This window comes from Streptomyces sp. NPDC001787 (assembly GCF_040297465.1).
GTDB lineage: Bacteria > Actinomycetota > Actinomycetes > Streptomycetales > Streptomycetaceae > Streptomyces.
Genome location: NZ_JBEOZE010000032.1, coordinates 55,142 through 79,743 on the forward strand (window position 1 = coordinate 55,142; position 24,602 = coordinate 79,743).

Here is a 24,602-nt window from a genome sequence, read left to right on the forward strand (position 1 = left end):
CCTGTCAGCATCACCGTACGAAGTCCACGCGTACGAAGTCCGTGCGTACGAGCATGCGTGCGAAGCATGCGTACGAGGCCCATCCGAACCAACGAAGAGGCGGCACATGTCCGTAAACCTGACCAAGGGTCAGCAGATCAGCCTCAGCAAGTCCGACGGCGGCGCCCTGACCGTCGTACGGATGGGACTGGGCTGGAAGGCCGCGGCGCGCAAGGGGTTCCTCGCCCGGCTCACCGCCCGCGAGATCGACCTGGACGCCTCGGCGGTGCTCTTCGCCGAGAAGCAGCCGGTGGACGTCGTCTTCTTCCAGCATCTGGTGAGTGACGACGGTTCCGTACGCCACACCGGGGACAACCGCGTCGGCGGCGCGGGGCAGGGCGGCGACGACGAGTCGATCGTCGTGGACCTTCAGCGCGTCCCCGTCCACATCGACCAGATCGTCTTCACCGTGAACTCCTTCACCGGCCAGACCTTCGAAGAGGTCGACAACGCCTTCTGCCGGCTGGTCGACGAGACCAACGGGCAGGAACTGGCCCGTTACACCCTCACCGGAGGCGGCCGTCACACCGCCCAGATCATGGCCAAGGTGCGGCGCAGCGGCACGGGTTGGGAGATGGCGGCCATCGGAAGCCCGGCGGACGGCCGTACCTTCCAGGACCTCATGCCGTCGCTCACACCTCACCTGTGAGGTAGCAGGTGTGAGGTCTCAGGTGTGAAACCTCACCTGTGAGGCCTCGGGTGTGGGCCGCTCCGCCGAGGTCTTGGGTGTGAACCCCTGCCTCTGAAGCCTCTCCTCGTACCTCCGGTCGCTTCTGTGACGAGGCGGGGGTGGCGGTCCGTGGGGTCGGTCAGGCCCCGGCGACCTGGTTGCGGAGCGTTCCGATGCCCTCCACCTCCACCTCCACCACGTCGCCGGGGCGCAGGAAGCTGTCGGAGAACAATCCGGCGCCGCTCGGCGAACCGGTGCAGATCACGTCGCCCGGTTCGAGGGTCAGATAGTGCGAGAGGTACGAGATCAGCTCGGGCAGCCGGTGGATGAAGCTGCTGGTCCGGTCGTCCTGGCGGGGTTCGCCGTTGACCCGGGTACGCAGCCGCAGGTCGAGCGGCTCACCGAACTCGTCCGGGGTCACCAGGCACGGGCCGAGCGGTTTGAATGTGTCGAAGCTCTTGGCGACGCCGATGGAGGCGGTCGGGTCCCCGGACATCGCACGGCGCTGGATGTCGCGGGCGGTCACGTCGTTGGTGATCGTCAGACCCGCGAGATGCTGTCCGGCGTCGGCGGGGGACACGGCTGTCGCGGTACGTCCGATGACCGCGGCCACCTCGCCCTCGTAATCGACCCGGGTCGCCGCGACCGCCGGGAGCACGATGTCCGCGCCGGGCGCGATCACGGCTGACCCCGCCACGACCTGGAAGTTCGGTTCCTCGGGGAGGGCGAGAGGGCCCCGCCCCATGGAGGCGATCATCTCCAGCGCCTCCGTCGCGTGGCTGCGGTAGTTGAGGCCGACGATGAGCACCTTGCCCGGCCGGCCCACCGGTGCGTGCACCCTCACCCGGTCGAGCGGGGTGCGGCCGGTGACCGGCGCCGGCCCGGCCGCTTCGACGCCGGGGCCCCGCAGAAGCGTGTCCAGGTCCGCGAAGGGCAGATCGAGCAGGGACAGTTCTCCGGGACTGTCCTCCCTGGCGATGCCCAGATCGGTGCTGTACAGACGCATCACGAACCCCTTTGTCCGGCCGGCCGATGCTCTTGTTTCAAAAGCAAGAGTCTTCTTGTTTCAGAGTCAAGATGATGGGCGTCCGCTCGTCAAGGGGTGTTCACCGGCCGTGACCGGGGGTCGGGGTATTCGGCATAGGCTCTTTGGCATGCCACGTAACCGACAGCAGATCCCCAGGGCCGAGCGCGAGGCCGCCATGGTCGAGCACGCGTGGGAGCTCTTCGCGGCCAAGGGGTACAAGGCGACCAGCGTGGCCGAGGTCGGCCGGGCGGCCGGGGTCGCGGCCAATGCCGTGCGCTGGTACTTCCCGACCAAGGACGACCTGTTCGCGGCGGCGATCGACCGCTTCTTCGCGCAGGTGCGTGCCCGGGTGGAGGCGGACCCCGGGGTCGGCGGCGATCCGCAGCGCGAGCTGGTGGCCCTGCTGGCCGACATGGAGCCCTATCGCGGGCTGCACCGGGAGGCGTACGAGCGGATAGTCGAGTCGAAGGCGCTCGGCGAGACCTATGCCCGGATGCAGGAGTGGCTGGAGGAGCGCCTGCTCGCGTCCATCGCGACCCGGCTGCCCGAGGGGGCCGACGTCGGGCTCGTCGCGGACACCGCGCATGTGCTGTTCGAGGGGTTGCTGGTCAGTGTGCGCAGGAGCGACCGTGAGACCTGTGAGCTCGTCGAGCTGCTGACCGAGGCGCTGGTGGCCGCCGCCGCCGCGCGCGCCGTGAGCTGACCCACCGCGCGCTGGGCGCCGCCCGCGCTGAGCGCTGCCCCACCTCGCGCTGGCGCTGAGCGCCGCGCCGCGCCGCGCTGAGCGCCGTCGTCGGCGCGCACCGGCGCGCACCCGCCCCGCGCTGAGCCCTGCCCCGCGTGTGCCGTGAGCCCGGTCCGTGGGGCCGTGTGCTGACCCGCGCCACCGGGGATCGTGCGCCGTGAGCCGCCCCCGCGCGCCGGGTCCACCCCGCGCCGCCGGGCGTCGATCTGCGCGCCGGTGCCGGAAGCCCTGGAGCCGGAAGCCCCGGCGCTGGAGGCCCGGTGCCGGAAGCCATGGAGCCGGAGGCCCCCGTGACGCCCCGGGCCCCGGCGAGCTTTCCGTGCGTTGCCATCCCTCTCCCGTACGCCGTGAATGCCGCGACCGCCCTCGACGGCCGGTGACCGGCGGATTTCGCGTGCCCGCCACGGGAGGCCCGCGCCCCGTTCTCTTGACTGCCACACAAGAGCGTCCCTATGCTCCTCTTGTATGGCAGCCAAGAAGGCTGTTTCTGCCCTCGATGAGGAGGTTGCCGTCATGGCTTCTCCAGGCAAACTCGCCCACATCGTCTTCCGGACCGGTCAGGTTCCAGAGATGACGGAGTGGTACGTACGGGTCCTCGAAGGCCGCGTCACGTTCTCCAACGGCTTCATCGCCTTCCTCACCTACGACGACGAGCACCATCGGATCGCGCTCGTGGGTACCGGGGCTTCGGAACGGCCGGGTGAGTCGCACACCGGTCTGCACCACGCGGCCTTCACCTACGACACACTGGATGACCTGCTCGGCACCTACCGGCGGCTGAAGGCGGACGGGGTCCATCCGTTCTGGTGCATCAACCACGGGCCGACCACGTCGATGTACTTCGCCGACCCCGACGGCAACCACATCGAGCTGCAGATCGACAACTTCGCCACGGAGGCGGAGCTCGACGCGTGGTTCCGCTCCGGGGCCTTCGCCGACAACCCGATCGGGGTCGAATTCGATCCGGACGAACTGGTCCGCCGCTTCGAGTCGGGTGAGCCCTTCGCGGAACTGGTCAAGCAGTCATGACCGTCACCGACACCCCCGTACTCATCGTCGGTGCCGGCCCCGTGGGGCTGGCCACCGCGCTGGTACTGGGCCGGCACGGCGTACGCAGCGTCGTGTGCGAGCGGTACTCCGGTGTCAACCCGCACCCCCGGGCCCACGTCGTCAACACCCGGTCCATGGAGCTGCTGAGGGCCTGGGGCGTCACGGACGCGGTGCTCAGGGACGCGGTCGACCCGGAGTGGACGCACAACATCCGGTGGAAACAGACCCTGTCCGGGCGCGACCTCGGCCGCATCAACCTGGCCGACGGCCCCGGCGAGGACATTCTGCGCCGCATCGACGCGTCCCCCGAGGTGCTCACCTCCTGCGCCCAGGACCGCGTGCAGCAGCACCTCCTGGACGCGGTGCTCGCCCAGGGCATGGCCACGCTCCGCTACGACACCACCGTCCTCGACGTGACCGACCGGGGCGGCGACGTCGAGGTGGCGGTGGAGAGCGGGCAGCGGCAGGAGACGCTCCGGGCGCGTTACGCGGTCGCGGCCGACGGTGCGACCGGCGTGATCCGCGACGCGCTCGGGATCGGGCTCGAAGGGCCGCCGGTACTGGGCCACCAGCTCAACATCTACTTCCACGCGGACCTGTCCCCCTGGACGAGCCGTGATCCCGCGCTGCTGATCTGGGCGATCAACTCGGTCTCCCCCGGGGTCTTCATCGGGATGGACGGCGACCGCCGGTGGACCTTCCAGCGGAGCTTCGACCCGGCCACCGAGTCACCGGCCGACTATCCGCCCGAGCGGTGCGCGCAGATCATCCGCGACGCGGTCGGCGTGGACGAACTCGACGTGGAGATCCGGGCCGTGGGGCCGTGGACCATGGCGGCGCGGACCGCGAAGCACTACCGCAGCGGCCGTGTCTTCCTGACGGGCGATGCCGCGCACCAGTTCCCCCCGACAGGCGGGCTGGGCATGAACACCGGCCTCGCCGACGCGGACAACCTCGCCTGGAAGCTCGCCGCGGTGATCAACGGGTGGGCGCCCGAGGACCTGCTCGACAGCTACGAGAGCGAACGCCGCCCGGTCGCCCTGGACAACGCACGCCACAGCGTGGGCAACGCGCTCAAGATGGCTGACGCGGGCATCGGACCGGACACCGGCGACATCGCCGCGCGTCTCGAAAGCCCGGACCCGGAGGTGGCGGCCGAAGCGCGCAGGCGGCTCGCGGCGGCCATCCCGGTCCAGCGGCCGCACTTCGACGCGCTCAACCAGGAGATCGGTTACGTCTACGGGCCCGGCCGGCCGGAAGCGACGGACGCCCCGCCCTCCGCCACCGACTTCCGCCCGTCCGCGGTGCGCGGCGCCCGGCTCCCGCACGCCTGGGTCGAACGGGCCGACGCCCGGGTGTCGACGCTGGACCTCCTGATCCCCGGCTTCACGCTGATCGTCGGTCCCGCCGGCGGGGTCTGGGCCGACGCCTTCGCGGCGGTGGCCGAGAGCGTGCCGTCGCACACCGTCGTGGTCGGCCGGGACATCGTCAGCACCGACGGCACCGGACTGGAACAGCTCGGTATCCCGGCGGACGGAGCCGTCCTCGTCCGGCCCGACGGACACATCGCGTGGAGCAGCGCCGAGGGAACCTGCGAGGACTCCCTGAGCGCGGCGCTGTACGAGCTGCTGACCGCGACCCGGGCCGCCGCCTAGACCGGGCGGGCCGTGACCCGGGCCGGGCCGGACGACGCCCGGGGTGGCCGCCCGTTCAGCAGCACAGCTGTATTCCGGTACGACACGTGCACAGGGGCCCGGCCGGCGGTGAGTCCGCCGTCCGCCGGGCCCCCTCTCGCACGGCCCGTACGCCGTTGACCGCCGATGTCATCGCGGGAGGAAAGCACATGGACCACAAGGACAAGAAGTACAAGAAGGACCGCACAGACCACGCGGACCACAACGACCGCACGGGTCACGCCGGTCTCGGCGACCGTACGGACCGTGACGACCGTACGGACCCATCCGACCGTGACGACCGTACGGACCGATCCGGCCATGACGCCCGTACGGACCGATCCGACCATGACGACCGTACGGAGACGCCGAAGGCCGCGCGCCCGACGCTTCAGGACCGGTACGTGCGCGAGGAGGGCAGCCTCCATCTCACGGGCATCCAGGCGCTCGCCCGGCTGACCCTCGACCTGCGCCGGGCGGACCGCCGGGCCGGGCGCCGTACCGCCGCCTTCGTGTCCGGCTACGAGGGCTCGCCCCTGGCCGGCTACGACATGGAGCTGGAGCGCTGCCGGGAACTGCTCGACGAGTACGACGTCGTCCTCCGGCCCGGTGTCAACGAGGAACTGGCGGCCACGGCGGTGCAGGGGACGCAGCTCGCGGCCATGCAGCCGGACAAGCGCGTCGACGGCATCACGGGCATCTGGTACGGCAAGTCGCCCGGACTGGACCGGGCGTCGGACGCCCTGCGGCACAACAACCTGATGGGTACGCACCCCGATGGCGGTGCGCTCGCCCTGGTCGGCGACGACCCCGCCGCGAAGTCCTCGACGGTGCCCGGTGCCTCCGAACTGCTCCTGGCCGACCTCGGGATTCCCACGCTCTACCCCTCCGATCCGCAGGAGGCGCTCGACTTCGGGCTCCATGGCGTCGCCATGTCGCGGGTCAGCGGACTGTGGGTCGCGCTGAAGATCGTGACCGCGGTCGCCGACGGTTCCGGCACGGTCGACGTGGGCGCCGGGCGCGTCTCGCCGGTGGTGCCGGATCTCTACGTCGACGGCACCCCGGTCCGGCACGCCGTGGCCGCCCGGATGGTGCAGCCGGCCCTCGGTGAACTGGAACGGAGCAGGGACGGCGCCCGCCTGGAGATCGCCCGGCGCTACGCCGCCGTCAACGGCCTCAACCGGATCACCCGCACAGGTCCGGACGACCGCGTCGGGATCATCGCCCCCGGCAAGACCTATCTCGACCTGCGCCAGGCGCTGACCGGCATGGGACTCGACGACGCCGGACTCGCCCGGCACGGCGTCCGCCTGCTGCACCTCGGCATGATCCATCCCCTCGAACCGACGGTGGTCGAACGGTTCGCGGCCGGGCTGCGCCACATCGTCGTGGTGGAGGAGAAGCGCCCGCTGATCGAGACGGCGGTCAAGGATCTGCTCTACGGCTCCGAGGCCATGCCGACGGTTTCCGGGAAGCGGGCCGCGGACGGCAGCGCCCTGTTCCCGTTGGACGGAGAGCTCGACCCCGACACGATCGCCGCACGGCTCGCACCCACGCTGGCGGCCCTCGGTGTGCGGACCGGGGGCGCGCGGTCCACGGACCCGCAGCTCGGGGGAGCCGGGGCCGCCAAGGGCGGGCGTGCGCTCCTGTCGCTGCTGCCGCTGGTGACCCGCACCCCGTACTTCTGCTCCGGCTGCCCCCACAACCTGTCGACCAAGGCTCCGAAGGGGTCGACCGTCGGCGCCGGTATCGGCTGCCACGCCATGGTCACGCTCATGGACCCGGCCCAGGCCGGAGAGGTGATCGGCATGACGCAGATGGGCGGCGAGGGCGCCCAGTGGATCGGCATGGAACCGTTCCTGGAGCGGAACCACCTGATCCAGAACCTCGGCGACGGCACCTTCCACCACTCCGGGAGCCTTGCCGTCCGGGCGGCGGTCGCGGCCGGGGTGAACGTCACGTACAAGCTGCTGTACAACTCGGCGGTCGCCATGACCGGCGGGCAGCAGCCGGCCGGTGTGATGACGGTGCCCGCCATCGCCGGGGGACTCCTCGCGGAGGGGGTCGCCCGGATCATCATCACCACCGAGGATGTGAAGCGGTACCGGAAGGTGAAGCTCCCCAAGGGGGTACGGGTCTGGCACCGGGACCGGCTGACCGAGGCACAGGAGACCCTCGCGGCCGTCCCCGGCGTCACCCTGCTGATCCACGACCAGGAGTGCGCCACCGAGCTGCGCCGCAAGCGCAAGCGCGGGCTCGCCCCCGATCCCGTGGAACGGATCATGATCAACGAGCGGGTGTGCGAGGGGTGCGGCGACTGCGGCCGTAAGTCCAACTGCCTGTCGGTCCAGCCCGTGGAGACGGAGTTCGGCCGCAAGACGCGGATCGACCAGTCCTCGTGCAACAAGGACTTCTCGTGCCTGGCCGGCGACTGCCCCTCGTTCCTCACCGTCGTCCCGGCCAGGGGGAAGTCCGGTGCGGCCCCCGGGAAGGCGGGTGCGGCCTCAGACAAGTCCGGTGCGGCTCCCGGCAAGTCCGGTGCGGCTCCGGCGGCCCGGACCGTCCCGATGCCCGACGCCGCCCGCCTGCCGGAGCCCGCGCACCGGCCCACCGCTTCGCACACCACACGGATCACCGGGGTGGGCGGTTCCGGTGTCGTCACCCTGGCGCAGATCCTGAGCACCGCCGCCGCACTCGCCGGACGCCACGTCAGGGCCCTGGACCAGACCGGGCTCGCGCAGAAGGGGGGCGCGGTCGTCTCCGACATCAAGATCACCGACGAGCCCACCCCGCAGGCCGGCAAGGCGGCCGAGGCGGAGTGCGACCTCTACCTCGGCTGCGACCTGCTCGTCGCGGCGGACGCCGGGAACCTCGCCGCGGCGGCCCCCTCCCGTACGGTCGCCGTCGTCTCCACGGCGGAGGTCCCCACCGGTCAGATGGTGATCGACCCGCAGGCGTCGTTCCCGGCCGCCGGACCGATCAGGGACCGTATCCGCGAGGCCACGCGCACGGCCGTGTTCCTCGACGCCCGGCACCTGGCCAACACCCTGCTCGGGGCGGACCAGTACGCCAACCTGCTGCTCACCGGCGCGGCCCACCAGTCCGGCGCGCTGCCCCTGCCCGCCGAGGCCGTCGAGGAGGCGATCACCCTCAACGGGGTGAAGGTCGAGGAGAACCTGAAGGCCTTCCGCTACGGCCGTCTGGCCATCGCCGACCCCGCGGGGTTCGCCGAGGCCCTGGCGGCGGCGGAGGGGCCGAAGGCTCCCCGGCCGTCCGTGTCCGCCGTCGCGGCCGGGCTGATCGCCCAGGTCGGCGCGGCGCCGGGCTCGGAGCTGGCCCGGCTGCTCGACGTCCGGGTGCCCGACCTCATCGCGTACCAGAACGCCGCCTACGCCACCCGCTACACCCGGTTCGTCGAGCGGGTGCGGCGGGCCGAGGAGGAGAGGGTGCCCGGCTCGGCGGAACTCACCGGGACCGTGGCCCGGCACCTGTACAAGCTGATGGCGTACAAGGACGAGTACGAGGTGGCGCGGCTCTCGCTGGACCCCGCCGTGGAGCAGGAGGTGAAGGACCGCTTCGGGGAGGGCGCGCGGATGTCCTACCGCCTTCACCCGCCGGCGCTCCGGGCGCTGGGCATGGAGCGGAAGATCGTGCTCGGCCCGTGGTTCAAGCCGGCGTTCCGGCTCCTCGCCGCGATGCGCCATGTCAGGGGCACCCGGCTCGACCTGTTCGGCGCGGCTTCCGTACGCCGTACGGAGCGGGCGCTGATCACCGAGTACGAGGCGATGATCACGGAGATCTGCCGCACGCTGAGCCCGGCGGATCTTCCGTCGGCCGTGGAGGTCGCGGCACTGCCCGACGTGGTGCGCGGGTACGAGGGCATCAAGATGGCGGCGGTCGGGGAGTACCGCGCCAAAGCGGACGAATTGATGGGCCGTTTCGCCGGACGGGATTCCGCCCCGGCGCACGCGGGCACGCGCTGACGCCCCGGCGTACGGCCGGGTGAGCGGGTACTCTCGCCCGCTCACCCGGCCGCTGCCGCCGGCTCTCCCGCCGGTACGGTGCCAGGCTCACCCGGCCGGTACAGTGCCCCGCTCACCCGGCCGGTTCGATGTTCTGGTTGGCGTGGAACAGGTTGTGCGGGTCATACCTGTGCTTGATCTCGGCCAGCCGGTCGTAGTGGTCGCGATAGGTGGCCCGCACGCGCTCCTGTCCCTCCCCCGCGCCGATGAAGTTCACGTACGCACCGCCCATGGAGTACGGGTGCAGTTCCTCCCAGTAGTCCACCGCCCACTGCCGGATCGCCGAGGCGTTGGCCGGGTCGGGGTCGATGCCGCCGATGACCCCGGACCAGACGGCGTCGCGGTAGGCCCACGCGGTGTCGTCCGGGGGGACCCGGCCGGCCGCCGCGTCGACCGGGTAGAGGTGCATGGTCGTCAGGTCGGTGGGGAGGTTCCCGGCGTACTTGGCGTGCACGTCGATCGCCTCCTCCGTGATCCGGTCGAAGAAGGCCCCGCGCCAGTACCACTGGAGGCCCTTCGGGATCAGCTCGTCGAACATGGTCTGGAGCACGGGGTAGGGCATCGGTGTCGTGAAGTGGAAGGCGGACGGGCCCGGTTCGTTCACGGCGGCCAGGGCCTCGTCGAGACCGTCGGGGTCGCCGGTCGAGCACCAGACGACACCGCACATCGGCAGGCCGTGGATCTCCTCGGGGAAGGGCGGGCCCGGCGGGACGGTCAGCGTGGCGAAGAAGCCGTTCAGTTCGTCCGGCGCCTCGGGCAGGAACTCGCGGTACCACCGCAGTACTTCGGGCATCAGGTCGAGCGGCCACAGCGTGATCGCGACGCCGACGGTGTCCACCGGGTGGAGCCGGAAGCGGAACGAGGTGACGATGCCGAAGTTGCCGCCCCCGCCGCGCAGCGCCCAGAACAGGTCGGCGTTCTCGGTCGCGCTCGCGGTGACGAAGCCGCCGTCGGCGAGCACCACATCGGCGGAGAGCAGACTGTCCACGGTGAGCCCGTACGCCCGGGTGAGGTGGCCGTGCCCGCCGCCGAGCGTGAGGCCGCTGACGCCGGTCGTCGACATGATGCCCGCCGGGGTGGCGAGGCCGAAGGCGTGGGCGGCGTGGTCGAGGTCGCCGAGCTGGGCGCCACCGCCGACCTCTGCCGTCCTCGCGGCCGGGTCGACGCGCACGCCGCGCATCGGCGACAGGTCGATGGTGACCCCGTCGTCCACCAGGCACAGGCCCGCACCGCTGTGACCGCCGCCCATGACGGCCACTTCGAGACCGTGCTCCCGTACGAAGTCCACGGCGGCCATGGCATCGGCCGCGTCGGAACACCGCACGACGGCCGAGGGCCGACGATCGATCATGGCGTTGTAGATGGTGCGTGCCTGCGTGTAGTCCGGGTCCTCCGGACCGATCACCGGCCCGCGCAACGCGGTTCTCATGGTTTCGAGCGTGGCACCGTCCATGGCCCTCTCCTCGGGGTGGCGCGGACCGCGACACACACCCGGCTGCTTCCCCCTGCCGTCTGTCGGTGACCGGTCGGTCGTACGCCGGCGCTTCGGCACCCCGAGAGCCGCGGGCGTCGTCGGACACCGCAAGGCTGTATCACCAGGCTCCCGCCGGACGACGGGTCCCGCAATTCTCCGGCTCCCCGGGCACGGCCGATCACCCGGGCGCGGCCGGTCCTCCGGGTACCGCCGAGCTGCTGGGTACCGCCGATCTCCTGGGGCGGCCGATCACCCCGGGCGGTGGCCCTCGACGATGCCCGCGAAGCCGTCGAGCAGCGGTCCCAGTCCGAACTCGAACAGCAGGTCCAGGTCCAGGTCGTAGCCGTCGGCGAGGGCGGTGGAGACCTTCGCGAAGACGGGGTAGCGGGCCGATCCGGCGAGGGCGCGAAGGGATTCCACCTGACCGGCCATCCATTCGTCCTCGCTCTGCCCGGTGGCCGCCTCGGCCTGGGCCTCCTGCTCCACGCTGACGGCGAGGCCCTGGACATAGCTGTAGAGCAGCACATGGACGTCCATCATGGTGGCCGGCTCCAGCCCGTGGCCGTCCAGAGCGCTGAGCGCGCACTCCGCGTGGACCATCAGGTTGGGCAGCACCAACGGGCGCGAAAGTGGCGCGAGTTGGGCCAGCCACGGGTGCCGGCGGTACACGGTCCAGAGGGTCCGGGCGCACAGTTCGAGCCGGGCGCGCCAGCCCTCGGGAGGTGTCGCGGGGTACGTCTCCTCGCCGAAGGCCGCGTCGGCCATCAGCAGGACCAGGTCGTCCTTGCTCTTCACATACCGGTACGGGGACATCGCGGCGACCCCGAGACGCGCCGCGACGCCGCGCATGGAGAGCGCGGACAGGCCCTCGGTGTCGGCGATGTGCATGGCCGCGCGCACGATGCGCTCGCGTGTCAGCTCATGGTCGGGGGAGGGGGAGGGGGAGGGGGAGACGGAGACGGAGACGGAGGGGGCGCCGGGGGCACTCGGGAGGGACGCGGGAGGAGAAAGGGAAGGGGAAGGGGAAGCGGTCGCGGGCGCGTGCCCCGCGGCCACCACCGTGCCGATCCGGGGGCGGGTCTCCACGTACCCCTCCAGACGCAGCGTGGTGAGCACCTTCGTCGCGGTGGCCAGGGCGACGCCCCAGTCCTTGGCGATCTGCCGGGTCGAGGGCACCCGGTCGCCCGGGGCGAGTTCGCCGGTGGTGATGCGGCGGCGGATCTCACCGACGATGCGCCGGTACGGGGGCTGGGTGTCCGCGGTCATGCCCTGCTCCTCCTCTGTCTCTCGTATCTCTCGCAGGTGGCGTTGTTCTTTTCTCGGGCACTGGATCTGTACTAGTGCAGAGACTAGCAGGGGAGAAGACGGAGGGCGTCGTCCCTGCACTAGTTCAGGTGCGGAAAAGTGCACTTGGCAGGCGTGCGCGTACGCCGTACATTCAGGGCGCGTACACCGTACGAACCGGTGGTGCGAACAGCCACACGACCGAAGGGGTTCCACCGTGAAGAACGTCCTCATCTCCGGCAGCGGTATCGGCGGCTCGGCGCTCGCCCGGCTGCTGGGCGAGCAGGGCCGCACCGTGACCGTCGTGGAGCGCGCCCCCGCTCCGCGCCGGGGCGGTCAGGCCATCGACATCCGCGGCGTCGCCCTCGATGTCGTCGGGCGGCTCGGGCTGCTGGACCGGGCGCGCGGTGCCCGCACCAGGATGCGGGGCATGTCCGTCCTCGACGGGGACGGCAACGAGATACACCGCTCCACGGAGTCCACCTTCAGCAGCGGCCGGCTCGGCAACGGCGACATCGAGGTGCTCCGGGAGGACTTCGTACGGATGCTGCACGAACGCGTCGGGGACGGGGCGGAGTTCCTCTACGGGGACAGCATCACCGCGCTGGAGGACGCCGAGGAAGGGGTGCGCGTCACCTTCGAGCGCGCCGCTCCACGCACCTTCGACCTGGTGGTGGGGGCCGACGGGCTGCACTCGGGGGTGCGGCGGCTGGCCTTCGGCGCCGAGGAGCGGTTCATCCATCACCTGGACATGCACATCGCCATCTTCGGCGCGGACAACTTCCTGGGCCTCGACAACTGGCAGGTGTGGCTCCGGGAGGGGGCGGCCGGGTACGGCATCTACCCGGTGCGCGACAACACCGAACTCCGGGTCACCTTCGGCTTCGAGGGCGGGCCGCTCGGGCCGGGGGCCCGGACCCAGGAGGCGTACCGGGCGCTGGTCGCCGCGCGCATGGCGCCGCTGCGCTGGGAGAACGACCGGCTGCTCAAGGCGCTGCGCGAGGCGCCCGACTTCTACGCCGACGCCGTGGCCCAGGTGCGGATGGACCGCTGGTCGCGGGGGCGGGCGGTGCTGCTGGGCGACGCCGGGTACGGGGCGTCCGTGCTCTCCGGGCAGGGCACCGGCCTGGCGCTGGTCGGTGCCCAGGTGCTGGCGGACGAACTGGCGCGGGCGGACGGTGACCACACGCTCGCGTTCGCGCGGTACGAGGAGCGGATGCGTCCGTTCGTCACGGTCAACCAGGCCCTCGTCGAGGGGCGCGGCGAGGCGGGCTCTCCCGCGTCCGAGGAAGCTCTCGACCGGGCCAAGAACGCCATCGTGCTGGAGGTCTGACGTGCCAGGTGGTCAGGAGCGCGTCCGGCATGCCGTAGAGTTGCATTCAACGACGCGGGGTGGAGCAGCTCGGTAGCTCGCTGGGCTCATAACCCAGAGGTCGCAGGTTCAAATCCTGTCCCCGCTACTGAAGGACCGGGCCCGGTACGCATACAGCGTGCCGGGCCCGAGTCGTTTCCGGACCGTGTGCCGGATCCGCCGTAGTCGTGGGGGCCGCGTGTGCCGAATCCGCCGGCTTGACCTTGACGCAACGTAAAGATCTAGCTTTTCCCGCATGGAGTGGTCCATCCAGGAAATCGCCAGAAAGGCCGGCACCACGAGCCGCACGCTCCGGCATTACGGGGACCTCGGTCTCCTCACGCCGAGCAGGGTCGGGAGCAACGGCTACCGCTACTACGACCAGGGCGCCCTCGTCCGGCTCCAGCGCATCCTGCTGCTGAGGCAGCTGGGGCTGCCGTTGCCCGCGATCAAGGACGTGCTGGAGGGGCAGCGGGACACGGCCGTGGCTCTGCGGACGCATCTGCGGCTGCTGGAGCGGGAACAGGAGCGCATCGGGCGGCAGATCGCGTCGGTGCGGACCACTCTCCACAAGACGGAGGAGGGGAGGGAACTCATGGCGGAAGAAGTGCTCGACGGCTTCGATCACACCGTCCACGAGCAGGAGGTGACCGAGCGCTGGGGCCGTGACGCGTACGAGCGCGGCGACCGGTGGTGGCGCTCGCTGGGCGCGGCGGGGCAGAGGGCGCACCTGGCGGTGCACGAGTCCATCGCCCGGGACTACGGGCGGGCCAGGGAGGACGGCCTCGGCGCGGACAGCGGGGCGGTGCAGGACATCGCGCGGCGGCACTGTGCCTGGCTGGCGGACGCGGAAGCGCCGAGCAGGACGTATGTGACGGGGCTGGCCGAGATGTATGCCGCCGATCCGCGGTTCGCGAAGAACTACGATCGGTACGGGGACGGCACCGCCGCCTTCGTACGGGATGCGCTGACGATCTACGCGGAACACCGGCTCTCCGACTGACCTCCGGAGGCCCCGGCCCCGCACGCTCCCCCCTTTGGCCGATGAGGAGTCGCCGCACGGCGCGGCTCCGGCAAGCCTGGACGGGGCGCGGTACCGTCCGCAGCCGTGGACGGACCGGGCAGGAGTGCACAGGTGGGGAAGCGGGACAGGCGGCGCGGGAGACCTGCCGGGCTGCCCCGTGCCCGGAGCCGTTGGCGTTCGGCCTTCCCGGTGCGCGGGGTCTCCTCCTTCGGTTTCCCGGTCCGCCGCGGTGACCGGGGGCCGGCCGGGGGCGTCGGTGCCCGCCGGTTCGTACGCGCGCTGCCCGCCCTGATGATCGGCGGCGGGCTGCTCTTCGACGTCGGGACCCCGCCGACCTTCACCGCCGTACCGCTGTTCGTGGCGGCACCCCTGATGGCCGCCCCGTTCTTCAGCCTGGCCAGCACCGTGCGGACCGGCGTGGCCTCGGTGCTGGCCGTCTTCGCACTGCACCTGTACGCGGGGACGCTGACCCGGGCCGCTCCGGTCACCGAACTGATCACCGTGCTCACGGCCTCGGTGCTCGCGCTCGTCATCAACGGTGTCGTGCGGCGCGGCAACGAGCAGCTGGCGTCGGCGCGCTTCATCGCGGAGACCGCCATGCGGGCCGTGCTGCCGACCCCGGACGACCGGATCGGCGGACTGCATGTCGCCGCACGGTACGAGGCGGCCCAGGCGGACGAGTTCGTCGGCGGTGACCTGTTCGCCGTGGCGGACACCCCGCACGGCGTACGCCTGGTGCTCGGGGACGTACGGGGCAAGGGGCTCGACGCGGTCGAGGCGGTGGCGGTGATCATCGGGGCGTTCCGGGAGGCCGCCGAGCAGGAGCGTTCGCTGGAGGGGGTCGCCCAGCGGCTGGAACGGGCGCTGGCACGGGAAGGGACCCGGCGCGGCGGGCTCGACGCGATGGAAGGGTTCATCACGGCGGTGCTCGTCGAGATCCCGCCCGGTTCCCTCTCCTTGCGCATCGTCAACCGGGGGCACCCCGAACCGATCCTGCTGCACGCGGACGGAGCGCTGGAGGTGCTGTCGCCGACCGTGCCCGCGCTGCCGCTCGGGATGAACCTGGGTGCGTGGCCGGACCGGGCCGACGAGTGGGGACTGCCGCCCGGGGCGACCCTGCTGCTGTTCACGGACGGCCTCTCCGAGGCGCGGGACGCCTCCGGGGCCTTCTACGACCCGGCGGCCAGGCTGCGGGGCCGGATCTTTCCCGGGCCCGAGGAACTGCTCTCCGCGCTCACCGACGATGTCCGGCTGCACACCGGCGGCCGGTCCACTGACGACATGGCACTTCTCGCGGTGGGAAGGCCCGCTGAGGGACAGCCGGAGCGCCGGACGACCGTGAGGATCGTGGGCCGGGGCGATGAATGAGCGGGACGTGCGGGCGCGAGGCGCCGGCGTGACATGCGGACGGACGGGCGTGACATGTGGACGTGCGGGCGCTCCGGTTGCCGGGCGATACCACCGTCCGTAATCGAAGGACACCGCTCCGCATAACGTTTGATGCGACGTCAGAAATCAACTAGTGATCGAATCGTGCTCTGCTCGTCCGATTCGGGACGGTTGCGTCCTGTAAGTCCAGGCCGAAGTCGCGAACGATCACTCGGAAGAGCTTGGAATAGGACCCGTCCGTCTATTAACGTTCGATAACGCAGCGCGGTCGTCCCAGTCGTCGCAAGAGGCGGCACCGTGCGCGAGCGCCGAATCCCGCAAGGGAACCGGGGAACCACCTACATGGGGTGAATCGGACACCTGTGTCTCGTCAGAGACGGAGGGGCCCGTAGGAGACCTTCCTGCTCCGAACCCGTCAGCTAACCCGGTAGGCGAGAAGGAAGGAAAGGAGTGCGCCCACGTGGCGTCCAACAAGCCTGCCCCCGAGGCCCCGTCACCCTTCGCCACCGGCAACTTCGGTGACGCGGACAGGACCTGGGAGGAATGGAATCCCACCGAGGAGTCCATCCGGCCCGTGCGCGGCAGGCACCGCGTAGCCAAGCAGCGGGGACTCGCCCGTAGCTCCACCGTCCTCGGCGTCGGTGTCATCGCGGCCGTCGGAGCGGGCGGCATGGCCACCGCGCAGAGCAAGCCGCCGGTCTCCATATCTCTTCCCGATTCCCTCGCGGCCAGTCTCCCCGACGCCAAGTCCCTTCCCGGTGTGGGCTCCTTCCTGTCCGACGACGAGGACAAGAAGCCGGTCGCGACCGCACCGCTCACCTCCGCGGGCATCACCGACGCCGAGGCGGAGCAGGGCACGACCGACCCGGGCGAGGCACTGCGCGCCCGCATCCTCCAGCAGGCCGAGCAGCAGCAGGCCAGCGCCGACGCCGAGGCCAAGGCCGCCGAGGAGAGGGCGGCAGCCGAGAAGGCCGCCGCCGAGGCCAAGAAGCAGCAGGACAAGGCCGAGGCCAAGGCCGCCGCCGAGAAGAAGAAGGCGGAGGAAGCGGCGAAGAAGAAGGCGGAGGCCGAGCGCCTCGCCAAGCTCGCCGCCAGCTACGCGCTGCCGACGTCCTCGTACAGCATCACCTCGACCTACGGTCAGTCCGGGACGATGTGGTCCTCCGGCCACCACACCGGCCTCGACTTCGCGGCGCAGAGCGGCACCCCGGTCAAGGCCGTGCACAGCGGCACCGTGAAGTCCGCCGGATATTCCGGCGCGTACGGCTACCGCACGGTCCTGGTGCTCGATGACGGCACGGAGATCTGGTACTGCCACCAGTCCTCGATGAACGTGTCGGCCGGTCAGAAGGTCAGCACGGGCGACACCATCGGCCGTGTCGGTGCCACCGGCAACGTCACCGGCGCCCACCTCCACCTGGAGGTCCACACCCCGGGTGGCTCCGCCATCGACCCGATGAGCTGGCTGCGCAGCAAGGGGCTCACGGTCTGAGAACCCGTTGGGTGATCTCCGGGCGGAGGTCACCCGGCAGGCTCCGGGCCCCCGCACCCGCACCGCGCTCCCCCCGCGCCCTCACCGGGCGCCCCCGAACCCCGGCAGCCCTGACGCACACCCCCCGACGTCAGGGCTGCCGGTCCGTTGTCATGGAATAGCGCCCCCGGGTGCTCTCGTTGAACCCTCTATGACTTCTGTGACTTCTCTGCGCCCGCTCGGTTCCTCCGGCCTTCAGGTCTTCCCCCTCGCCCTCGGCGGCAATGTCTTCGGCTGGACGGCGGACGAGGCACAGTCCTTCGCTGTGCTGGACGCGTACGCCGCGGCGGGCGGCAACTTCATCGACACCGCCGACTCCTACTCCGCCTGGGTCCCCGGCAACGAGGGCGGCGAGTCGGAGACTGTCATCGGCAAGTGGCTCGCCTCGCGTGCCAACCGGTCCGACATCGTCGTCGCCACCAAGGTCGGCGCCCACCCCGCGTACAAGGGGCTCTCCGCCACCACCATCAAGTCCGCCGCCGAGGAATCGCTGCGCCGGCTCGGTACCGACCACATCGACCTGTACTACACGCACTTCGATGACGAGACCGTCCCGGTCGAGGAGATCATCACCGCCCTCGACCAGTTGGTGAAGGACGGCAAGGTGCGCGAGATCGCCGCCTCCAACATCAGCCCGGAGCGGCTCCAGGCGTCCCTGGACTTCTCCGAGCGCGAGGGCCTGGCCCGTTATGTCGCCCTCCAGCCGCACTACAACCTGGTCTCCCGCGACACCTACGAGGGTGCCCTCCAGGACACCGCGGCCCGCGGCGGTCTCGCCGCCGTCCCGTACTTCGCGCTGGCCTCGGGCTTCCTCACCGGAAAGTACCGTCCGGGTACGTCGGTCGACAGCCCGCGGGCCGAGGGCGCGGGCCGGCACCTGGAGTCGGAGCAGGGCCGCAAGGTGCTGGCGGCGCTCGACACGATCGCGCGGGAGCGCGAGGCCGAGATCGCCACGGTCGCCCTGGCCTGGCTGGCCGCGCGGCCGACCGTCGCCGCACCGATCGCCTCCGCCCGCACGGTCGAGCAGCTGCCCGCGCTGGTCGCGGTGGCCGGCCTGCACCTGACGGACCAGGAAATCGCCGCGCTCACCGAGGCGTCGGCCTGATCCACGGCGGGACCGGTCCGGCACGCGGGCCGGTCCCGCCGACCGGGCCGGGCGCGGGGCGGCCCGGCTACTGCGGGGGACGCAGATACGGGTTGGTGCCGTCGTACTGCTGGGGCGGGATCGCCTGCTGTGCGGGCCTGTACTGCTGGGGCGGGAACTGACCCGCGTACGGCGGTCCCGCGTGCCCGTACGGCTGCGGAGCCGGCGCCGCGTACGGTCCTGGCCCCGGGTACGGGTACGGCCCCGGCCCCGGCCCCGGCCCTGGATACGGCCCCGGCCCTGGATACGGGCCCGGAGATGCGTACGCGTGCGGGTACTGCTGCTGCGGGAACTGCCCGCCGTACGGCGCGACCGGGCGGCGGGGGTGCGTGTGCGGTCGGCCGGTGGCGTGGGCCGCGTACGTCAGAGCCGGACCGGCGATCTCCCGGCGCTGCCACAGGTGGTGCAGCAGCTCCCGCTCCCGCCCGGCGAAGTCCGGGCCCGCCGAGTCCAGGCGGGCCCTGCGGCGCAGCCCGGCCAGGGACGTCGCGAAGGACTCGTACTCGGCGACCGCCCGCGCCGCCGCCCGGCCGCGGGCCCGGTCGGGGTGGCCGTGCCAGTGGCGGGCCAGATCACGGGCCATGCCGCGTGCCCGCATCGAGGAGAGCGCGAGCGGTTCGGCCGGGGTCAGCCAGCCCGCCGCCGCGTACGCGGGCAGCTCGGCGGAGAGCGTACGCAGCTCGCGCCGGCGCATGAAGACGGCCAGCCAGGTCACCAGCCCGAACGCCGGGACCATGAAGATCCCGTACACCGCGTAGAAGCCGTACGGGCCGAAGGCGGAGGAGCCGTTCCACAGGGCGTGCATCCCCATCGCGAGGAGCAGGCCCAGCGCCGGCAGCAGGATCCGGCGGACCCGGTGGCGGCGCGCGCCCACGGCGGCGAAGCCGAAGCCGATGCCGGTGAGCACGGTGAACAGGGGATGCGCGAACGGGGACATCACGATCCGGACGAAGAACGTCCCGGCGGTCATCGAGCCGAGCCCCGTCACCCCCAGCTGCTGGTCCTCGCCGAAGGCGTTGCCCAGATAGAGGATGTTCTCGGTGAAGGCGAAGCCGGTCGCGGTGAATCCGGCGACCACGATGCCGTCGACGATGCCGCTGAACTCGCGCCGCCGGAACAGGAAGATCAGCAGTACGGCGGCGGCCTTGGCGCTCTCCTCGACGATCGGGGCGATCACGGTGGCGCCGAGGGTGTCGGCGCCCGCCGGGTCGGCGGTGGCCGTGGCGATCCAGCGCGTCGCGAACGAATTGGCGATGATCGCGACGAGCGCGGCGGCACACGCACCCCAGGCGAAGGAGAACAGGAGGTTGCGCCAGGGGCCCGGCTCGACCCGGTCCAGCCAGCGGAAGGCCGCCATCAGCAGCGGCACGGGCAGCACGGCCAGCCCCAGCCCGACGAGGAATCCCTCCGAGCCGGTCTGCTCACGGACCAGGGACAGGATCACCAGCCCGCACAGCGCGAGCGCGACGATCACCGCACCGGCGCGGAATGCCTTGCTCCGCCACACCATGCCGACGCGGCGCGGCCGGTAGCGCCACTGGCCACGCTCCGGAACGGCGCCCAGGATCTCGCCGAGCCGTCGCTCCTCAAGAACCGGGACGGCCGGCTGCGGCTGCTGGTGCTGCACGGACCCGTCGGACACCCCATGACCCTAACGACCGGGACTGACACCTGACCATCCGCGCCGGGGCACACGGCCGGTTCGCACCGGTCACCGCCCGGCTGCCGACGGTCAGGCCGCCGGTTCGTGGTCGGCCGCAGGCTCGTGGCCCGGCCACCGGTTCGTGGTCCGGCCGCCGGTTCGTGGTCCGGCCGCCCGGCCGCTCACGGCGGCGCCGACGCTTCAGACGCGGGCGAACAGCAGGTCGTGGACGACGTGCCCCTTGTCCAGCCCCTGCCCCTCGAAGCGGGTCAGCGGGCGGAACGCGGGCCGCGGGGCGTATCCGCCGTCCGCCCGGGTGTTCTCGAAGAGGGGGTGCGCGGTGAGGACGTCCAGCATCTGCTCCGCGTACGGCTCCCAGTCCGTCGCGCAGTGGACCACGGCGCCCGGCCTGAGCCGCTGGGCCACCAGGTCCAGGAACTCCGGCTGGATCAGCCGCCGCTTGTGGTGCCGCGCCTTGGGCCACGGGTCGGGGAAGTACACCCGGAGCCCGTCGAGCGAGTCCGGCTTCAGCATCTCGCGCAGCAGGATGACCGCGTCACCGTTGGCCACCCGTACGTTGGACAGGCCGGCCCGGTCCGCGAGCCCGAGCAGATTGCCCTGGCCGGGGGTGTGCACATCGACGGCGAGAATCCCGGTGCCCGGGTCGTCGGCCGCCATCTGCGCCGTGGCCTCGCCCATGCCGAAGCCGATCTCCAGGACGACCGGCAGTCCGTCGAACAGCTCGGCCGTGTCCAGGACGCGCAGCCCGTCGATGTCCAGGCCCCACTTCGGCCACAGCCGCTGGAGGGCCTCCTCCTGACCGGTGGTGACCCGGCTGCGGCGCGGCTGGAAGCTGCGGATACGGCGTTCGTGGTGGGAACCGGCCGGATCGGCGGCGGGCCCGCCGGGGAAGCGCGGCTCCTGACGGAGCCTGCGCTGCCGCTCGAAGGAGGCCGCACGCCGGGCAGCCGCGTCGTCGGCGGCGCTGACGTCGTCCGCGGCACTCACGACGTCCGTGGCGCTGGCGCCGCCCGCGGCACTCACGTCGCCGGACGCACTCACGTCGTCGGCCGCCCCCGGAGCACGGGGCGCGTCGGACGCAGGGGACGACGCGTCGGAGGCACGGGAAACGTCAGGAGCGTCCGCGACGTCATGGGCGTCGGGGACATCAGGCGTGGGGTTCAGAGGCTGCTCAGACACAATGACCCGATTCTACGGCGGGCGGCTTCCACCCCGTGCCGCGTGCCCGCAGCAGTGCCCGCCGTGCCACCTCCCTGCCGATGGGCAGCGAGGCCGTGGCGGCGGGGGACGGGGCGTTCAGCACATGCACGGTGTGCGGGGCCTCGCGGATCAGGAAATCGTCCACCAGCGTGCCGTCCCGCAGGACCGCCTGGGCCCTGACCCCGGCGGGCGACGGCCGCAGATCGTCCTCGGTCACCTCGGGCAGCAGTCTCCGCACGGCCAGGGTGAACGCCCGCTTCGACAGTGAACGGTGCACCTCGCCCGCCCCGTACCGCCAGTGTCTGCGGGCGATCCGCCAGGACCCCGGCCAGCTCAGCGTCTCCAGGAGCTCACCGGGGCGCACGACCGGCCAGCCGTACCCCTCCCGGGCCAGGGCGGGCACCGCGTTCGGCCCGACGTGGACGGAGCCGTCGACACCCCGGGTCAGATGCACCCCGAGGAACGGGAACGCCGGGTCCGGCACCGGATAGACCAGCCCGCGCACCAGCTCCGGCCTGGCCAGCTCGTAGTACTCCCCCCGGAACGGCACGATCCGCACACCGGGGTCGTCGCCCGCGAGCCGCGCCACCCGGTCGCAGTGCAGCCCCGCGCAGTTGACCAGCACCCGGGCCCGGACCACCAGACCGCTCGCGGTCCGCACCGCCACACCCCAGGGACGCCGGTCGATCGCGGTGACCTCCGCCCCGTAGCGGACGATGCCGCCGGCGGCGGTGACCTCCTTCGCGAACCGTGCCGCGACCGCCCCGAAGTCGCACACCCCGGTCGTGCCGACGCGGATCGCCGCGAGCCCGCGCACATGCGGTTCGTACTCCGCGATCTGCGCCGGGCCCAGCTCCCGCACCGGCAGTCCGTGCTCCCGGCCGCGCTGCACCAGGCCGTGCAGCCGGGGCAGCTCGCACCGCTCGCTCGCCACGATCAGCTTGCCGGTCACCGCGTGCGCGATGCCGTGCTCCGCGCAGAAGCCGGCCATCTCGGTGGCGCCCCGCACCGCGTAGCGGGCCTTGAGCGAACCGGGTCGGTAGTAGACGCCGCTGTGGATCACACCGCTGTTGCGCCCGGTCTGGTGCCGGGCCGGGCCCGGCTCCTTCTCCAGCACCGTCACCCGGGTGCCCGGAGCGGACCGCGTGATCGCATACGCGGTCGACAGACCGACGATCCCGCCACCGATCACCAGCACTTCGCAGTCGTACGCCGCGTGCGTCATCATCAGGCCACCTCCCACCCCGATAGTGCACTGACCCACTGACAACCGGCTCAAACCCGGACCGGGCAGGGCGTGGCACACATCCCGCACCGCGGACCGGGGCGGAGGCCGGGATCAGACCGGGGCCACCAGCAGCGGACGGGCACGTTCGCGCAGCTCAGCGACGCGCGGCTCGTCCCCGTACGGTTCGAGCCGGTGCAGCAGATCGCGTACGTACTCCGTGGTCCGCGCCGAGGAGATCCGGCCCGCCACCTCGACCGCCCGGGTCCCCGCCGCGCACGCCGCGTCCAGATTGCCCGACTCCAGCTCGGCGACCGCGGACACGACGAGCCGCAGTCCGTGCGAGCGGACGAATTCCTCGGTCGGTTTGGACAGGGCCTGCTCGGTGAAGCGCCGCACCTGCCGGGGTGCCTTGAGGTCGCGGTAGCACTCGGCGGCGTCGGCCGCGAACCTGTCGTACGAGTAGAAGCCCAGCCACGACGGGTCGGCGTCGCCCGCCCTGGACCGCTCCAGCCAGCCCTCGGCGGCCTTGAGGGCGGCCCCCGCGGCCGGTGCGTCGCCCGCCTTCGCATGGGCCCGCGCTTCCACCAGCCGGAAGAAGCTCATGGTGCGGGCGGTGGCGAGGCCGCGGTTGCGCTCGACGGCCGCCTGCGCGAGGTCGACCCCCTCGTCGGCGAAGCCGCGATAGGTCGCCTGGAGGGACATCGAGACCAGGACATATCCGCCGAGCGGAACATCGGCGGCGGCCCTGGCCAGGCGCAGGGCCTGGATGTAATAGCGCTGGGCGGCTTCCTGCTGGCCGGTGTCGAAGGCCATCCACCCGGCGAGCCTGGTCAGTTCGGCCGAGGCGCCGAAGAGGGCACGGCCCACCTCGTCGGTGTACGAACCGAGGAGCAGGGGCGCGGCGTCGACCCGTAAGCACTCCGGGACCATCGAGGAACGCCAGTCCCCGCCGCCGTACTTGGAGTCCCAGCGGCGCGCGTCCTGGGCCGCCTCGCGCAGCTTGGCGACATCGCTGTGGCCGACCCGCAGCGGTGAGGCGTCGGCCGCGGACTCCGGGCCGGGCTGCACGGGCACCGACCCGACCGGCACGGACAGCCCCTGCGCCCCGTGCGCGAGCAGCGCGCCGGGTACGCCCGGCGCGGCCGTCGAGCCGTGTGCCCTCTGCGCGCTCTGTGCGCCGTGTGCGCTCTGCGTGCCGAGGATCGCGGCACGGGCGGCCGTCGAATCCCGCGCCACCGACGGATCGGCGGGGGTTATCAGCCATCGGGAGGCAGGGGTCGCGTACGCGCTGACCGCGAACGACCCCGCCAGGGATTGCCAGATTCCGCCGCCGCCCCGCCGCCCGGCGAGATCCAGCCGGTACAGCTCGGTCGCCGACCGCACGGCTTCGCCCACGTCGCGCGGGAAGGCGAGCCCGACCTCGGGCGCCGGGTCGGCGTCCGCGAGCCCGATCTCGTGCAGCGGGACCGGCCGGCCGAGTTTGGCGCCGATCGCCGCGGCGATGAGATGGGGCGCGGCGCCCTGCGGCACCATGCCCTTGGCGACCCACCGGGCCACCGAGGTCTTGTCGTAGCGAAGTGTCAGACCGCGCTGTGCTCCGAGGTCGTTGACCCGCCGGGCCAGCCCGGCGTTACTGATTCCCGCGAGGGCGAGAACCGTGCCGAGCTTCTCGTTCGGCCCGCGTTGCTCCCTGGACATGCGCCACCCCTCGACACACAGACAGCCGCCGCGTCACCGAGGACGGCGCGCGGCATTCGTACCGATGCCTCCCCAGGTTCGAACCCCGTCACTCCGGCCGCACACGCATGTGGCCGAGCCCCGAGGAATATGCCGCCCTGCGGGGAACATCAGTAAACCCAGCGTAGTTCGCCGCATCCCTACCGTTAAGGGGCGGGCGTCCCTATGGCGGGATTGTTGTCCGTGCGGGCGGTCGGTGTTCGATTCCCGGCCGTGTGCCGGGCGTGGTCGTGCGTGCACCTGGTGTGTGGCCGTGCGCCCGGCCGTGCGCTCTGGCCCGGCCGGGCGCGGGAGCGCTTCCATGGATGCTGCGTGGGTCGGCCCGCTGGACTGGACTCAGTGGGCTGGGGG

General features: G+C 71.9%; 17 protein-coding genes, 1 tRNA gene and 1 riboswitch. Of the genes, 11 read left to right on the forward strand and 7 right to left on the reverse strand.

Annotation, left to right across the window (positions count from 1 at the left end):
- Positions 1 to 106 precede the first annotated feature (106 nt).
- Complete coding sequence (locus ABT170_RS32595) at positions 107 to 688, forward strand: TerD family protein (protein WP_329944912.1); 582 nt, start codon at positions 107 to 109, stop codon at positions 686 to 688.
- Between the two features lie 160 nt (positions 689 to 848).
- On the opposite strand, the gene ABT170_RS32600 is transcribed toward ABT170_RS32595, so the two are convergent.
- Positions 849 to 1,715 (reverse strand): fumarylacetoacetate hydrolase family protein, encoded by an 867-nt coding sequence (locus ABT170_RS32600; protein WP_351873410.1) that lies wholly within the window; start codon positions 1,713 to 1,715, stop codon positions 849 to 851.
- Between the two features lie 148 nt (positions 1,716 to 1,863).
- On the opposite strand from ABT170_RS32600, the gene ABT170_RS32605 reads away from it, so the two are divergent.
- The 4 genes from ABT170_RS32605 to ABT170_RS32620 all read left to right on the forward strand — a co-directional run bounded on the left by ABT170_RS32605 (position 1,864) and on the right by ABT170_RS32620 (position 9,187).
- Positions 1,864 to 2,439: a TetR/AcrR family transcriptional regulator gene (locus ABT170_RS32605; protein WP_351873413.1), complete on the forward strand. Its 576-nt coding sequence runs from the start codon at positions 1,864 to 1,866 to the stop codon at positions 2,437 to 2,439.
- 555 nt (positions 2,440 to 2,994) lie between these two features.
- Complete coding sequence (locus ABT170_RS32610; protein ID WP_329944915.1) at positions 2,995 to 3,510, forward strand: VOC family protein; 516 nt, start codon at positions 2,995 to 2,997, stop codon at positions 3,508 to 3,510.
- Positions 3,507 to 5,186 (forward strand): FAD-dependent monooxygenase, encoded by a 1,680-nt coding sequence (locus tag ABT170_RS32615; RefSeq protein WP_351873416.1) that lies wholly within the window; start codon positions 3,507 to 3,509, stop codon positions 5,184 to 5,186. The genes ABT170_RS32610 and ABT170_RS32615 overlap by 4 nt, the downstream gene beginning before the upstream one ends.
- 188 nt (positions 5,187 to 5,374) lie before the next feature.
- On the forward strand, positions 5,375 to 9,187 hold the full coding sequence (locus tag ABT170_RS32620) for an indolepyruvate ferredoxin oxidoreductase family protein (RefSeq protein ID WP_351873419.1): 3,813 nt from the start codon (positions 5,375 to 5,377) through the stop codon (positions 9,185 to 9,187).
- A gap of 112 nt (positions 9,188 to 9,299) precedes the next feature.
- Here ABT170_RS32620 and ABT170_RS32625 read toward each other — a convergent pair whose 3' ends face one another.
- Together ABT170_RS32625 and ABT170_RS32630 are read right to left on the reverse strand one after the other, a co-directional pair.
- A complete protein-coding gene (locus ABT170_RS32625; protein WP_351873422.1) occupies positions 9,300 to 10,679 on the reverse strand; it encodes an FAD-binding oxidoreductase in 1,380 nt (459 codons plus the stop codon).
- Positions 10,680 to 10,949: 270 nt separating this feature from the next.
- Complete coding sequence (locus tag ABT170_RS32630; RefSeq protein ID WP_351873425.1) at positions 10,950 to 11,966, reverse strand: TetR/AcrR family transcriptional regulator C-terminal domain-containing protein; 1,017 nt, start codon at positions 11,964 to 11,966, stop codon at positions 10,950 to 10,952.
- 235 nt (positions 11,967 to 12,201) lie between these two features.
- Between ABT170_RS32630 and ABT170_RS32635 the strand changes: the two genes are divergently transcribed.
- From ABT170_RS32635 to ABT170_RS32660, 6 genes are all read left to right on the forward strand, one after another.
- The gene (locus ABT170_RS32635; protein ID WP_351873428.1) at positions 12,202 to 13,317 is read left to right on the forward strand and encodes an FAD-dependent monooxygenase; all 1,116 of its coding nucleotides are present in this window, start codon (positions 12,202 to 12,204) and stop codon (positions 13,315 to 13,317) included.
- Between the two features lie 53 nt (positions 13,318 to 13,370).
- A tRNA-Met gene (locus tag ABT170_RS32640) sits at positions 13,371 to 13,444 on the forward strand.
- A 147-nt stretch (positions 13,445 to 13,591) separates the two neighbouring features.
- The gene (locus tag ABT170_RS32645) at positions 13,592 to 14,338 is read left to right on the forward strand and encodes a MerR family transcriptional regulator (protein WP_329944921.1); all 747 of its coding nucleotides are present in this window, start codon (positions 13,592 to 13,594) and stop codon (positions 14,336 to 14,338) included.
- A gap of 132 nt (positions 14,339 to 14,470) precedes the next feature.
- The gene (locus ABT170_RS32650) at positions 14,471 to 15,727 is read left to right on the forward strand and encodes a PP2C family protein-serine/threonine phosphatase (protein ID WP_443034335.1); all 1,257 of its coding nucleotides are present in this window, start codon (positions 14,471 to 14,473) and stop codon (positions 15,725 to 15,727) included.
- Between the two features lie 317 nt (positions 15,728 to 16,044).
- Positions 16,045 to 16,197, forward strand: a riboswitch (cyclic di-AMP (ydaO/yuaA leader).
- Between the two features lie 11 nt (positions 16,198 to 16,208).
- Positions 16,209 to 17,240: a M23 family metallopeptidase gene (locus tag ABT170_RS32655; protein ID WP_329944922.1), complete on the forward strand. Its 1,032-nt coding sequence runs from the start codon at positions 16,209 to 16,211 to the stop codon at positions 17,238 to 17,240.
- Between the two features lie 199 nt (positions 17,241 to 17,439).
- A complete protein-coding gene (locus ABT170_RS32660; protein ID WP_329944923.1) occupies positions 17,440 to 18,384 on the forward strand; it encodes an aldo/keto reductase in 945 nt (314 codons plus the stop codon).
- Between the two features lie 67 nt (positions 18,385 to 18,451).
- Here the strand turns inward: ABT170_RS32660 and ABT170_RS32665 are convergent, their stop codons facing one another.
- The 4 genes from ABT170_RS32665 to ABT170_RS32680 all read right to left on the reverse strand — a co-directional run bounded on the left by ABT170_RS32665 (position 18,452) and on the right by ABT170_RS32680 (position 24,212).
- Positions 18,452 to 20,065, reverse strand: coding sequence for a PrsW family intramembrane metalloprotease (locus ABT170_RS32665; RefSeq protein ID WP_351873432.1), 1,614 nt, complete (start codon positions 20,063 to 20,065; stop codon positions 18,452 to 18,454).
- Between the two features lie 201 nt (positions 20,066 to 20,266).
- Positions 20,267 to 21,265, reverse strand: coding sequence for a tRNA (guanosine(46)-N7)-methyltransferase TrmB (gene trmB, locus ABT170_RS32670; protein ID WP_502970598.1), 999 nt, complete (start codon positions 21,263 to 21,265; stop codon positions 20,267 to 20,269).
- Positions 21,258 to 22,514, reverse strand: a complete 1,257-nt coding sequence (gene lhgD, locus ABT170_RS32675) for an L-2-hydroxyglutarate dehydrogenase (RefSeq protein WP_329944925.1) — start codon at positions 22,512 to 22,514, stop codon at positions 21,258 to 21,260. The genes trmB and lhgD overlap by 8 nt, the downstream gene beginning before the upstream one ends.
- 111 nt (positions 22,515 to 22,625) lie before the next feature.
- Positions 22,626 to 24,212, reverse strand: a complete 1,587-nt coding sequence (locus ABT170_RS32680) for an NsdA family TPR-like regulatory protein (protein WP_329944926.1) — start codon at positions 24,210 to 24,212, stop codon at positions 22,626 to 22,628.
- Positions 24,213 to 24,602: the final 390 nt, after the last annotated feature.

Excerpts from the sequence above, each read along its gene's own strand:
- ABT170_RS32595 (WP_329944912.1), top strand. The coding sequence starts at position 107 with ATGTCCGTAAACCTGACCAAGGGTCAGCAGATCAGCCTCAGCAAGTCC.
- ABT170_RS32600 (WP_351873410.1), bottom strand. The coding sequence starts at position 1,715 with ATGCGTCTGTACAGCACCGATCTGGGCATCGCCAGGGAGGACAGTCCC.
- ABT170_RS32605 (WP_351873413.1), top strand. The coding sequence starts at position 1,864 with ATGCCACGTAACCGACAGCAGATCCCCAGGGCCGAGCGCGAGGCCGCC.
- ABT170_RS32610 (WP_329944915.1), top strand. The coding sequence starts at position 2,995 with ATGGCTTCTCCAGGCAAACTCGCCCACATCGTCTTCCGGACCGGTCAG.
- ABT170_RS32615 (WP_351873416.1), top strand. The coding sequence starts at position 3,507 with ATGACCGTCACCGACACCCCCGTACTCATCGTCGGTGCCGGCCCCGTG.
- ABT170_RS32620 (WP_351873419.1), top strand. The coding sequence starts at position 5,375 with ATGGACCACAAGGACAAGAAGTACAAGAAGGACCGCACAGACCACGCG.
- ABT170_RS32625 (WP_351873422.1), bottom strand. The coding sequence starts at position 10,679 with ATGGACGGTGCCACGCTCGAAACCATGAGAACCGCGTTGCGCGGGCCG.
- ABT170_RS32630 (WP_351873425.1), bottom strand. The coding sequence starts at position 11,966 with ATGACCGCGGACACCCAGCCCCCGTACCGGCGCATCGTCGGTGAGATC.
- ABT170_RS32645 (WP_329944921.1), top strand. The coding sequence starts at position 13,592 with ATGGAGTGGTCCATCCAGGAAATCGCCAGAAAGGCCGGCACCACGAGC.
- lhgD (WP_329944925.1), bottom strand. The coding sequence starts at position 22,514 with ATGATGACGCACGCGGCGTACGACTGCGAAGTGCTGGTGATCGGTGGC.
- ABT170_RS32680 (WP_329944926.1), bottom strand. The coding sequence starts at position 24,212 with ATGTCCAGGGAGCAACGCGGGCCGAACGAGAAGCTCGGCACGGTTCTC.